This window comes from Corallococcus terminator, from assembly GCF_003611635.1.
GTDB lineage: Bacteria > Myxococcota > Myxococcia > Myxococcales > Myxococcaceae > Corallococcus > Corallococcus terminator.
Map to the genome: position 1 here is coordinate 1 of NZ_RAVZ01000306.1, position 12,103 is coordinate 12,103.

A 12,103-nucleotide genomic window follows, 5' to 3' on the forward strand; every position below is an offset into this window, starting at 1 on the left:
GCCCTCCACCCACCGGGGCACGAAACCATCGCGCGGCACGAAGAGCGTCGCGCCGCACGTGTCACACAGCGCGCCGAACCCCCACAGCGTGAGGCGCCCCCCGTCCCCGAGTCGCCCCTGGTACGCGCTCTGCCCCTCCACGCCTGGAGGACGCGGCTCGCGCACGAGGCCGTGGCGCAGGAGCACGTTGCCATCCGGGCAACGCACGTCCTGGCCCAGGCACCACATGGCCACGTCGAACAGACGGTCGCCATCGCGGCGAACGTCACAGGGAAGAACAGCGGCAGGGGCAGCATGCGACTGGGACATGGGGCGCCTCGGGGGAAAGCGGGGGCTAGCTGCTGGCCTTCTTCGTCGTGGGACCCACGCGCGCGGTCACCGCACCGAAGAGCGCCTTCGCGTCCACGGGGGTGCCGCCGTTCTTCGTGAGCAGCGCGTTGACGGCGCGCACCACCTTGGAGCGCACGCGCGGGGACACCGGACGGTCCTCGCGCGCGGCGGCCAACTGCTGCTCGCTCAGGCCCCGGCCACTGCGCGGCTTGCCCAGGCCTGGCTCCGCGTAGGGCTTCTGCTGCCCCTCTTTTTCGCGGCGGCGCTCGGAGCGCTTGCGCTTGAGGACGCGGTCCGCCGCGGATTGGGATTCGAGCTGGCGGGAGCGGCGCAGCAGCACCGCGGGGGAGATCTTCTGGTCGTCGAGGAACTGCTGGAAGCTACCCATGGCTTTCTCCTGGGGGACTGCGGGGGGATGACGGTTACTCGTGGTCGTGGTCGTGCTCGCCCGACTCCTCGATGACGAGCGACACCGAGGACAGCGTCGAAGGCCCGAAGGTGAGCGTGTGCGTGCCCACCGTGAGGGGCACGATGTGGCGGCCCTGGATGTCGGAGCAGAGGGTGGAGCTGTTGGTGCTCTCCTCGAACTCCACCGTCGCGCCGCTGCCGTTGGTGACCTTCACCGGCACCGGGGCGCTGGTGAAGAGGACGTAGTCGGTGGCCTCGGCGACGGCGAAGGACACCGCGCCGCCCTTGCCCCCGGTCACGTCCACCAGCGCGATGTCGTAGCGCTTGTGGTCATTGCTCACGGCGGGGCCCGTGCCGGAGACGGCCGCGGTGACGCTGACGGCGGGGCCTTCCTGCAGGTGCTCGCAGCCTTCTTCGTCGCCGGTGGACTCTTCGGCGTCATCTCCACACGCGGAGACGAGGAGCGAGGCGGACAGCAACACGGCGGACAGCAGCTTGTTCTTCATGGTGTGGAACTCCACGGGGATGGACTGCGGGGACTCCAGGCCCCACGCGCCCACGGCGCACCGCCCCGGAAGCAAGGGGATGGCCGCACGCGGAAACGCGACGGAGACTGGAAGGGGATCAGCGGGACGAAGCACGCGGAACGGGAGCGGCCGGAGGCCCCTCGCGGCGTCACGTCACGTCACAGCGGACGGGAACGCGCGCGACGAAGGCTCCGGAAGCCCCGGACGTTTCCCGGACCGCGGACACACGCCGGGCGGGAACGACGGGCTTCGTGGGCCGGAATCAGGCGCGCGGAGGCGACAACTTGGGCGCGAGTCTCAACAGCGCGACGGGGGCCGCGTGGAAGCGGAACACCGCCAGCGCCGGACTGGAGCGCGTGGAGACCGCCACCAACATCGGGGCGGACTCGGCCGGAGGCGGTGCCTCACGGCGCAGGAAGGCATGGTGACAGTGGGCTTCCGCGCTGTGCGGCACGGCCTGCGCCTGGGGCGCCGGGGCCACGCGCACATCGTCGAAGGAGACCTCTTGCTCCGACGGGCCCCCATGCGACGAGGCCTCGCTCACGTGCATCACGTCCCCGTGCTCCAGGCACGTGGTGTGCTGCACGAGCGCGAAGTGGAGGACGCTGCCCACGTACGCCAACACGCACACGAGCACCCACTGCCACGCCAACAGGCGCGACGCGGGGCGGCTCGTGCTGGGGTGGCGTCGGAGGCGGCTCACGTCCACTCAATCTCGAAAAGCAACTGAGTTGTTTTAAGCGACCTCTTCACCGCGTGCAAGCCAGGACCCGCGTGCCCCCGGTGCTTGGGCGCGCCTGGGGTCGCCTGGCCCCCACGCCCGGCCGCTCGGCGGACCTCGCGCGCCGGGGTGCTGGCCTGGGGAACAGGCCGACAGGTCGCGGGTTGTGGACCCACGAGCCCCTGGGGTCGTAGGTTTCCGCGCGTGCAAGAGTTCATGGATGTCCTGCGCAGGCAGGCACACTATTTCGGACCGGAGCTGGCGAAGCTCGCCTACGAGCGCGGTCTCGCGGTGACGAAGCCGGATGGCAGCACGCTGCCCATCCCCATCACCGCCACGCCCGTCATCCTCGACGCCGAGGAGATCAAACGCCGCGCGCAACTGTCCGCGAAGCTGGCCTCCGCCACGCTGAAGATGGCGCGCGCCGTGCTCGCCGGCGAGGACCCGGGCCGGTTGCTCGGCGCCCTTTCCCCCCTGGAGCGCACGCTGGCCGAGCGCACCTGGGAGCAGAGCCGCACGCTTGCGACGACGCGCGTGGACTACTTCGTCTCCGCAGGCCGTCCCTGGGCGCTGGAGGTCAACGCCACCATCCCGGCCATGCAGGGCTATTCGGACATCGCGGCGCGCTCCTTCATCGAGGTCGTCGCGCGGCACCTGCGCTACCCGGAGAAGGGGCTCGCGGCGCTCCACACGCTCAACGGCAACAACGCGCTGGCGCTCTACCGGGCCCTGTTGGACGGCTACGCGGCCGAGCGCGACGGGCAGTTGCCGGACACGGTGGCGCTCCTGTGCCGCAAGAACGACGCACAGGTCACCGAGCTGCGCTGGCTGTGCGAGCGCTTCCGCGAGTTCGGCGCGGACGCGGACGTGGTGCACCCGGAGGACGTGTCCGGCGAGGACAGCTTCACGGTGCGGGGCAAGAAGTACGACCTCGTCTACCGCCACCTGTTCGTGCGCCGGCTGGAGCAGTCCCCCGCCCCGTGGGTGGAGGACTTCCTGGGCACCGTGCCCGGCAAGAAGGCGGTGTTCCTCAACCCGCCCGCCTCGCAGGTGGAGGTGAAGACGACGTTCGCGCTCCTGTCGCAGGCGCTGACGGAGCCCGCGCTCGCGGACAGCGCGGGCCTCACACCGGACGAACTGGAGGCCGTGCGTGCCGCGGTGCCCTGGACGCGCCCCTTCCGCCACGGCCCCGGCACCGGTCCGGACGGCGCGACGGTGGACGACGTGGTGGCGCGCGTGTCCGAGGAGCCCGCGCGCTTCGTGCTCAAGCGCGCGTGGGACTACGGCGGCAAGGCGGTGTTCCTGGGCCGTTCGGTGGGCACGGTACCCTACGAGGAGCGCGTCAAGGGCGCCTATGGCGAGTCCCTGACGTGGGCCCAACTGTGCGCCCGCGCGGCCACGGACACCCAGGGCGGCGGCTTCGTGGTGCAGGAGGTGGTGGACACCCAGCCGGAGGACCACCTGCTGTGCGGTCAGAACAGCGTGCTGCCCACGTCGTTCTTCGTCGACTACTCGGCCTATGCGTCGGTGGGCCTGTCGAAGCAGCCCGCGTGGGGCGGGGTGTGCCGGGGGTCCATGTCGGAAATCGTCAACATCGTGGGCGGAGGTGGCGTGCTGCCCCTCATCACCACGGAAGTCGCGGCGAAGCTTTTGTTGGCCTGGAAGGCCCTTTAAGGCATCGCCCAAGGCTCCGCGTTACATCAGGACACAGCAGCCGGGCAGCCGTCCCGGCACGAAAGGATACGAAAGCACATGGCGTGGGAATCTTCTGGTGGGTGGCAGAGCGGGCGGGCGAGCGAAGTGGACTCGGTGCTGATGCAGGAGTCGCAGCGCGCGTTCATGACGCGCGTGCATGGCTGGATGTTCGCGGGGCTGGCCCTCACGGGCGTCATGGCGGCGGTGACGCTGTCGAACACCGCGATGCTCCAGGCGGTGGCGCAGTACCGCATGGGCCTGTTGCTGGTGCAGTTCGGCGTGGTGATGGCGCTGTCGTTCCTGGCGCCCCGCATCTCCGGCCCGGTGGCCGCGGCCCTGTTCCTGGGCTATTCGGCGCTGACGGGCGTGACGCTGTCCGTGCTCTTCCTCATCTACACGGCGGGCTCCATCGCCCAGGTGTTCTTCATCACGGCGGCGGTCTACGGCACCATGGCCGTCTACGGCACCGTCACGAAGAAGGACCTGAGCGGCTGGAAGACCTTCCTCTACATGGGCCTCGTCGGCATCGTCATCGCGGGCATCGTGAACCTGTTCATGCGCAATGACGCGGTGTCGTTCGTCACCGCGTGCGCCGGCGTGCTCATCTTCGCGGGCCTCACCGCGTACGACATCCAGAAGCTGCGCGAGTACCACGCGGGCACCGGGTACAAGAGCACGGCGACGGTGAGCATCGTCGGCGCGCTCACCCTCTACCTGGACTTCATCAACCTGTTCCTGTCGTTGATGCGCCTGCTGGGCAAGCGCCGCTAGGCACAAGCGTCACGACGTCGCAGTCCCCAGGCGGGGCGCGAGGTGGTTCCTTCCCGGAGCCGCCTTCAGCGCTCCGCCTTCTTGTTGAAGGGCATCAGGAGCCGCTCCACGGGGCGCCCCTGCACCAGGTGCTCCTCCACGATGGCGGGCACGTCCTCCACCTTCACGCCGCCGTACCAGGTGCCCTCCGGGTAGACGACGACGGAGACGCCGAACGCGCAGGTGTCCACGCAGCCGGCCGCGTTGGCGCGCATGGTGCGTTTGAGCCCGCGCTTGTCCAGTTCCGCCTTGAAGGCGGCGCGGACCTCCTCCCCGCCCTTGGTGGCGCAACAGCCCTTCGGGTTCCCATCCGGGCGGCGGTTGGTGCAGACGAAGACGTGGCGTTCGAACGGAGGAGGCATGTCGGCCTCCTAACGCGGCCGGGCGGCGAAATCGACGACGCCGTTCAGCAAGCGACCGTCCCAGGACCCTCCACGTCGCCCGTGCCTCGCCCCGCCAGTGGACCGCCGCTAGGCTGGCCGCACGGACTGACAGCAAACATCCGCCAGTGATCACGAGCCCTTGGCCGTACCCCCTCCGCTCAAGGCCTCATTTCGTAGGGTCATGACACTACGTTGCCTGCAAAGCATCCGTTGCCACCGTCATGACCGGGTCTTAGATCAGCCCTGTATCAAGCCCACACCCCCTGCGCAGGTGAGCAGCGCCCCGGGTGTTCGCAGAAGGACGTACCCCCAAGCTGGAGTGTGTAAGCAGATTTCAAATGCTAGATGTAGGGGGAGCAGGTGATGTTTGACGGGCCCCGTGAGCGATCATATGGATCCGCCCGCCCGGCGGGAGGGCTGTCAGGCCCGGGCCCGGATTCCAGCTCTCGGTCCGCTGGAGCCTGCCCCCGCGATCCATCCAGACGTCGCCTCTTTGTGTCCTTGGGAGATCAACCAATCCCCTGGGATCTCGCGACGTTGGCGATTTTGCGAATTTTGCATCCGTACTCTTAGTGAATATGGAGGTGGGCGTCATGGAGAAGGAGTTGGGCGGCAAGACGGTGGTCGGGGGCAAGGAGCGTCGCGGGGTGAAGGTGAAGGGGAAGGCGGCGACGACGACGGGACTGACCGTGGAGCGCTTCTTCACGACGCCCGGGGTGGACCCCGCGGACGAGCTGGCGTGGGAGCTGCGCAGCGCGAGCATCAAGGGCGAGGACGGCAAGGTCGTCTTCGACCAGAAGGACATCGAAGTCCCCAAGTCCTGGTCGATGCTGGCGACGAACGTCGTCGCGTCGAAGTACTTCCGGGGCACCCCTGGCACGCCCGAGCGTGAGACGAGCGTGCGCAAGCTGGTGGCGCGCGTGGTGGACACGCTCACCGGCTGGGGCGAGCAGGGCCACTACTTCGCGTCGGCGGTGGACCGCGAGGCGTTCCACGCGGAGCTGACGCACCTGCTCCTGCGCCAGAAGGCGGCCTTCAATTCGCCCGTCTGGTTCAACGTGGGCGTGGAAGCGCACCCGCAGTGCTCGGCGTGCTTCATCAACAGCGTGGACGACAACATGGAGTCCATCCTGGGGCTGGCCCGCACGGAAGGGATGCTCTTCAAGTACGGCAGCGGCACGGGCACCAACCTGTCCAGCGTGCGCGGCAGCAAGGAGCTGCTCGCGGGCGGCGGCACGGCGTCCGGCCCGGTGTCGTTCATGCGCGGCTTCGACGCGTTCGCGGGCGTCATCAAGAGCGGCGGCAAGACGCGGCGCGCGGCGAAGATGGTCATCCTCAACGCCGAGCACCCGGACATCCTGGACTTCATCCGCTGCAAGTCGAGCGAGGAGAAGAAGGCCTGGGCGCTCATCGAGGCCGGATACGATCCGTCCTTCAATGGCGAGGCGTACGGGTCGGTCTACTTCCAGAACTCAAACAACTCCGTGCGCGTCACGGACGACTTCATGAAGGCCGTGGTGAACGACGGTCCGTGGCAGACGCGCGCGGTGCGCGACGGCCAGGTGATGGAGACGTACAAGGCGCGGGAGCTGTTCCGGGAGATCGCGGAGGCGGCGCACCTGTGTGGTGACCCGGGCCTCCAGTACGACACCACGGTGAACGAATGGCACACGTGCTCGGGCACGGCGCGCATCAACGCGTCCAACCCTTGCTCCGAGTACATGTTCCTGGATGACTCGGCCTGCAACCTGGCGTCGCTGAACCTGATGCACTTCCGCACGCTGGAGGGCGGCTTCGACGTGACCGCGTTCAAGCACGCGGTGTCGGTGGTGCTGCTGGCGCAGGAGATCATCGTCGGCTTCAGCCGCTACCCCACCGAGCGCATCACCAAGAACAGCCACGACTACCGCCCGCTGGGCCTGGGGTACGCGAACCTGGGCGCGCTGCTGATGGCGACGGGCCTGCCGTACGACTCGCCCGCGGGCCGCAACTACGCGGCGGCCATCACGTCCCTGATGTGCGGCGAGGCCTACGCCACGAGCGCCCGCATCGCGGAGAAGCAGGGCGCGTTCGCGGGCTACGGCAACAACGCGGAGCCCATGCTGGGCGTCATCCGCAAGCACCGCAAGGCGGCCTACCAGCTCCAGGCGGACGGAGTGAGCGCGGAGCTGTTCCAGGCGCAGAAGCAGGCGTGGGACGACGCGCTGGCGCGCGGCACGGAGCACGGCTACCGCAACAGCCAGGTGACGGTGCTGGCCCCCACGGGCACCATCGGCTTCATGATGGACTGCGACACCACCGGCATCGAGCCGGACATCGCGCTCATCAAGTACAAGAAGCTGGTGGGCGGCGGCATGCTGAAGATCGTCAACCAGACGGTGCCGCTCGCACTGGAGAAGCTGGGTTATCCCCAGACGCAGGCGCAGGACATCATCGCGTACCTGGACAAGCACGACACCATCGAGGGCGCGCCTCACCTCAAGACGGAGCACCTGCCGGTGTTCGACTGCGCGTTCAAGCCGTCCAAGGGCCAGCGCAGCATCCACTGGATGGGCCACATCGAGATGATGTCGGCGGCGCAGCCGTTCCTCTCTGGCGCCATCAGCAAGACCGTGAACATGCCCACCGAGTCCACGGTGGAGGACATCGAGAAGGCCTACCTGGAGGCGTGGAAGAGCGGCCTGAAGGCCGTCGCCGTGTACCGCGACGGGTGCAAGCGCACGCAGCCGCTCAACACGTCGCAGGACAAGCCGAAGGACGCGCCCCGCGTGGCGGCGGAAGCGGTGCCCGTGGCGACGCCCGAGCCGAAGGCGCACCGTCGCCGGCTGCCGGACGAGCGTCAGTCCATCACGCACAAGTTCTCCATCGGGGGCCACGAGGGCTACCTGACGGTGGGCATGTACGAGGACGGCACGCCGGGCGAGCTGTTCGTGGTGATGGCGAAGGAGGGCTCGGTGGTGAGCGGACTGATGGATGGCTTCGCCACCAGCGTGTCGCTGGCGCTCCAGTACGGCGTGCCCATGCAGGTGCTGGCGGACAAGTTCTGCCACACGCGCTACGAGCCGAGCGGCTTCACCGGCAACCCGAACATCCCCATCGCCAAGTCCATCACCGACTACATCTTCCGGTGGCTGTCGTTGAAGTTCCTGCCCACCGCGCCGTGCGGTGACGACGCGGAAGTGACGCCGGTGGAAGAGTCCCGTCCGGCGCCGGTGACGCAGGCGGCGCCCGTGCAGACGTTGCGGTTGTCCGCGGTGAGCAGCTCGCGCAGCACGTACCTGAACCAGGCGGACGCCCCGCCCTGCCACACCTGCGGCGCCATCACCGTGCGCAGCGGCGCCTGCTACAAGTGCGCGAACTGCGGCACGACGAGCGGTTGCAGTTGAGACGGCTCTGACGCGGGCCCGTGCTGTGCGTCGCGATGAGGCGACGCGCAGCCCCGGGCTGGGGGGCCTGGGCTGTTCCAGCTACCCCTTGGATGACCTCGGGTCGTTGCCGTAGCTGTTCTTGTAGCCAATGGTGCCGTCGCGATTGTGGATGGTGTGCTCGGTCTCTTGAGCCATGGCCTGAGCCCTCCCTGACTCCACGGCCCGCGCCTTGAGCCGATGCGTGCTCTCAACCTCTCCCCCGCGCTGATTCACCCATCCCTTGCCATTCGGGTTGGGGGTCGTGTGCACGCCTCCTCCGCGACCCGTGTGCCTTGCCATGTCGGTACCTCCTGCTGTGACCCCAATGTGGGCGCGAAGGAAAGGTACTTCTCAGGGTTGGCGATGCATGGCCGACCCGAGGTGACGCCATCAGGTCGCACCCCAAGCGAACCCTGGAGGGCGTGGATCCTGGCGAGGTGTGGCTACGAGCGGGCATCCTCTCGCGCATCCGGAGCAGGGCAGGGATGTCGCCCAACGGGCAGAAGGCTGCGACACCGGCCCCGTGCGGAGGCACTGGCGCCGGAGCCCTGCGTGTCTTCAGCCAGGCCTGCCGGTCACGGGAAGCGATGCAGGCGGGTGCAGATCTCCACGGCCCGGTCGGCGATGCGGCCCAGTTCCTCCAGCGTGTCGAGTTCCACCGGTGCGGGCCCGTTCTCCGCGACGAAGAACGCCACGGGCTGACCGCGCGCGTGCAGCGGGAAGACGAGCAGGTGTGATTCGGACTCGCACAGCGCGGAGAAGATGGCCTCGTCCTGCGGTCCCTGCGGCGCGTTGAAGACGCTGGGGCTGGGGCCCTTCAGCGCGGACGCGAGGAGGGACGGCGCGTCCAGGTCCACCTTGAGCGCGGAGACCTCCGGCCGTTCGCTGCCCGGGCCCCAGGCGCGACCCACGCGTGCGAGTCCGAAGCTGTCACCCAGGAGGAAGGCCCGGCGGAAGCGGCCCGCGCTGTAGGCCAGCAACACCTTGCCAACCATGCCCTGCGAGTCCGCGGTGTCGAGCGCGGTGAGGACCTGATCCGCCGTGATGGCGGGACCGTTGGGCGGCGTGTCGGTGGACGCGCTGGCGGCGGCGAGCAGGGCCTGGACGGTGTCGGGCTGCTCGGAGGCCTGGGGCTGCCAGGGGTGCTGCATGAACTCCCACGCGGAGGCCAGGGCCACGCCCCCTTCGCCTGCGGCCGGGGTGGTGGAGGTGGCGGGACCGTCCAGGTCGACCACGCGGTCCGCCCAGGTGGTGTCCGCGCTGTGGCCTACGGTGCCAGTGCCCTCCCCTTCCCCGCCCTGCCAACCCACGAACTCCCAGGTGGAGGCGAGCTGCATGGGCTCTTCGGAGGAAGCGGGAAGGTCGTCGAGCGAGATGGGCGTCCGCTCGCGGGCCGGAGCCGGGGCGGGCGCGACGACGAGCCGCGGCTTCGGTGGGGCCGTGTCCTCGGAGATGGGAGCAGACTCTTGGGTGTCCGCGACGCTGGCGGCGGACTCCGGGGCCTGGGTGGACGCTACGGGCTCTGACGCCGTGACAGCGGGCGACTCGGAGGCAGGCTCGGGCTCCGACGCCGTGACAGCAGGCGACACCGAGGCGGGCTCCGACGCCGTGACAGCGGGCGACTCGGAGCTGGGCTCCGACGCCGTGACAGCGGATGACACGGAGGCGGGCTCGGGCTCCACAGGCGCGGGTTCCGCGGAGAGGAGAGGCTGAGATGCCCGAGGCGTTTCGGCGTCAGAGACCAGGGCGACATCGAACTCCTGGGGGAGTTCGGTTCGCGGCTCCTCGGCGGGAGCAGCGGGCTCGGCGGCGAGCACAGGTTCGGTGGCCTTCGGTGCGGCGGCGACCTGCCAGGGCTCGGCCGACTCCGTGCCAGACACGGCGGGAGGCGTGGAGACTTCGGGCGAGAGCGGCGACTCCCCCGCGAGACTGAACTCCAGCGCATCGGCTTCGACATCCTGCGCGGCCGGCGCGACCACGACAGGAGGCGCCGGGACTTCAATCGCAGGCACCACGGCTTCGGCGGCGGCCGGCGTGTCTGAATGAACAGACACCGGCAGGTCATCCGTCGCGAGCCTGGGGTCGAACTGCGCCAGTTGCTCCTTTTCGGAAGAGGTCGGCGGGGCCGTGAAGACAGACGCCTCGGGAGCGGGGGGAACCGGTGTCGCGAGTTCGACGGCAACCGGTGCGGGAGCCGACTCCACTTCGCGCGACTCAGGCGGCGATGCGGGCGGCGCATCCGGAAGGTCCTCGAACTCCATCGCATCCAACACGCCATCGTGACTGGCTGAAGGCGTGGCGAGTTGGGGTTCGGGGTGCGGTGCCTGGGCAGGGGTGGCGGGAGACAGGTTCGGGCTGGCCTCCACCGTCGCCGCTTCCTTCAGCGCGGGGGCGCTGCTGGCCTCGGGCTCCTCCGTAAACAGATCCCAGCCCGGCTCCGCCACCTCGGGCGACGGGGCTTCGTGTGGCTCGGACGCCATGACATCCACGTCCTCGAGGATGTCCGAGTCGAGGGAGTCGCTGGAGAGGACAGCGACAGGCTCCGGCGGAATCGGAGCGGCGGTCAGCGTTGGAGAGGATTCGGGCTCGGCGTCGAACGACTCGGGGATCAGGACGTCGTCGTCGTCTTCGACAAGCTCGGCCTCCAGCACCAGCTCGGACAGCGGCGAAGGCGGGGCCTTGGCAGCAACGTTCGGCGCGGCTCCCGAGGATGCCTCAATGGCAGCCTTCGTGGAGGGTGGCAGCGAGTCCGGGGTGCCGGACACGGTGGAATTCGCCACCCCCGAGACTCCAGGAGCCGCAACGGGCGGAGTTGCTACCGGAGCGCTCTCGAAAGACCAGCCATCCGCGATGTCTGACAATGCGTCCGAACCCGACTCCGCCGGCCCACCTTGAGCGACGGCGCCTCCAGGAGCGGCGTTCGCCATGCCCCCCACGGTCGAGCCTGAAAGGGCATTCGCCTCATGCGGAGCAGCGACGGCCGGCAAGGCCCCCGGAGTTCCCGTATGGGGATTCGCCCCAGCGTGGGCGGCCACATTTGGCAACACGCCAGGAGGAGTTCCCGCGAGAGCCTTCGCCCCACCCTGAACAGCAACCTGGGGCAATGCACCGGGAGGAATCCCCGGGACGGCATTCGGCCCACCCGCCGGAGCAACGGCAGACATCCCACCGGGGGGAGGAACAGCACCAGGACGCGGCGGCGCGACAGCGGCCGGCTCACCGGCACTTCCAGCGGAGGCCACCGGCGGTACAGCCCCCGGAGGAGGACCCTGCCGAGGAGGCGCACCCGGAGGCGGCGGTCCCACCGGCCTGCCCTGCACACCCGGGGGCACACCCACTGGTGCCCCCGGAGGGCCCACCGGACGTGCGGCGCCCGGAGGTCCAGCGGCCGGAACGCCCGTGGCGGACGACGGACGCCGCCCAGGCCCCGGAGGAACCGGCCCGGCGCCAGGAGGCACCGCCATCGCAGGAGGCGGCGCACCCGGAGCAGGCCGGGGCGCCATTCCAGGAGGCATGCCCCCCGGGCCCGGCGGCGGTCCTGCCCGCACCATCCCCGGAGGCATCGGCGCCCCCGGAGGCCCTGGCGGACGCGGAGGCATTGGTGCACCCGGCCCACCCGGAGGCGCCGGGCGCATCCCCGGAGGCGGAGTCTTGCCCACGGCCGGAATCCCCACCGCCGACGGAGGCCGAGCCCCCGCGGGCGCAGGAGCCCCTGCTGGCGCACCCCGAGCGACCATCCCCGGCGGAGGTGTCCCCGGCGCTCCCGGAGGAGGCGGCGCACGCACGGGCGCGACCCCTGGCCCCGGAGGAGCAGCCACACCC

9 protein-coding genes and 2 pseudogenes are annotated in these 12,103 nt (G+C 69.7%); 4 read left to right on the forward strand and 7 right to left on the reverse strand.

Going from position 1 to position 12,103, the window contains the following annotated elements; translation table 11 throughout:
* From D7V88_RS32255 to D7V88_RS32270, 4 genes and pseudogenes are all read right to left on the reverse strand, one after another.
* Positions 1 to 309: pseudogene (locus D7V88_RS32255) on the reverse strand (hypothetical protein); the annotation flags it as partial.
* Between the two features lie 25 nt (positions 310 to 334).
* Positions 335 to 718 (reverse strand): hypothetical protein, encoded by a 384-nt coding sequence (locus D7V88_RS32260; RefSeq protein WP_120544461.1) that lies wholly within the window; start codon positions 716 to 718, stop codon positions 335 to 337.
* A 34-nt stretch (positions 719 to 752) separates the two neighbouring features.
* Positions 753 to 1,244, reverse strand: a complete 492-nt coding sequence (locus D7V88_RS32265) for a hypothetical protein (RefSeq protein WP_120544467.1) — start codon at positions 1,242 to 1,244, stop codon at positions 753 to 755.
* 283 nt (positions 1,245 to 1,527) lie between these two features.
* On the reverse strand, positions 1,528 to 1,968 hold the full coding sequence (locus D7V88_RS32270; RefSeq protein ID WP_120544468.1) for a hypothetical protein: 441 nt from the start codon (positions 1,966 to 1,968) through the stop codon (positions 1,528 to 1,530).
* A 222-nt stretch (positions 1,969 to 2,190) separates the two neighbouring features.
* On the opposite strand from D7V88_RS32270, the gene D7V88_RS32275 reads away from it, so the two are divergent.
* Positions 2,191 to 3,660: a hypothetical protein gene (locus D7V88_RS32275; RefSeq protein WP_120544462.1), complete on the forward strand. Its 1,470-nt coding sequence runs from the start codon at positions 2,191 to 2,193 to the stop codon at positions 3,658 to 3,660.
* Between the two features lie 78 nt (positions 3,661 to 3,738).
* A complete protein-coding gene (locus D7V88_RS32280) occupies positions 3,739 to 4,452 on the forward strand; it encodes a Bax inhibitor-1/YccA family protein (RefSeq protein ID WP_120544463.1) in 714 nt (237 codons plus the stop codon).
* 65 nt (positions 4,453 to 4,517) lie between these two features.
* Here the strand turns inward: D7V88_RS32280 and D7V88_RS32285 are convergent, their stop codons facing one another.
* Complete coding sequence (locus tag D7V88_RS32285; protein WP_120544464.1) at positions 4,518 to 4,853, reverse strand: (2Fe-2S) ferredoxin domain-containing protein; 336 nt, start codon at positions 4,851 to 4,853, stop codon at positions 4,518 to 4,520.
* 614 nt (positions 4,854 to 5,467) lie between these two features.
* Here D7V88_RS32285 and D7V88_RS32290 point away from each other — a divergent pair.
* On the forward strand, positions 5,468 to 8,260 hold the full coding sequence (locus tag D7V88_RS32290; protein WP_120544465.1) for a vitamin B12-dependent ribonucleotide reductase: 2,793 nt from the start codon (positions 5,468 to 5,470) through the stop codon (positions 8,258 to 8,260).
* Between the two features lie 81 nt (positions 8,261 to 8,341).
* Here D7V88_RS32290 and D7V88_RS32295 read toward each other — a convergent pair whose 3' ends face one another.
* Positions 8,342 to 8,581, reverse strand: coding sequence for a DUF2188 domain-containing protein (locus tag D7V88_RS32295; RefSeq protein ID WP_120544466.1), 240 nt, complete (start codon positions 8,579 to 8,581; stop codon positions 8,342 to 8,344).
* 275 nt (positions 8,582 to 8,856) lie between these two features.
* On the reverse strand, positions 8,857 to 11,061 hold the full coding sequence (locus D7V88_RS44755; protein ID WP_244238513.1) for a hypothetical protein: 2,205 nt from the start codon (positions 11,059 to 11,061) through the stop codon (positions 8,857 to 8,859).
* Positions 11,062 to 11,645: 584 nt separating this feature from the next.
* On the opposite strand from D7V88_RS44755, the pseudogene D7V88_RS45280 reads away from it, so the two are divergent.
* Positions 11,646 to 12,103 (forward strand): annotated as a pseudogene (locus D7V88_RS45280) (hypothetical protein); the annotation flags it as partial.

Coding starts and splice junctions, on each gene's coding strand:
- D7V88_RS32260 (WP_120544461.1), bottom strand. CDS start 718: ATGGGTAGCTTCCAGCAGTTCCTCGACGACCAGAAGATCTCCCCCGCG.
- D7V88_RS32265 (WP_120544467.1), bottom strand. CDS start 1,244: ATGAAGAACAAGCTGCTGTCCGCCGTGTTGCTGTCCGCCTCGCTCCTC.
- D7V88_RS32280 (WP_120544463.1), top strand. CDS start 3,739: ATGGCGTGGGAATCTTCTGGTGGGTGGCAGAGCGGGCGGGCGAGCGAA.
- D7V88_RS32285 (WP_120544464.1), bottom strand. CDS start 4,853: ATGCCTCCTCCGTTCGAACGCCACGTCTTCGTCTGCACCAACCGCCGC.
- D7V88_RS32290 (WP_120544465.1), top strand. CDS start 5,468: ATGGAGAAGGAGTTGGGCGGCAAGACGGTGGTCGGGGGCAAGGAGCGT.
- D7V88_RS32295 (WP_120544466.1), bottom strand. CDS start 8,581: ATGGCAAGGCACACGGGTCGCGGAGGAGGCGTGCACACGACCCCCAAC.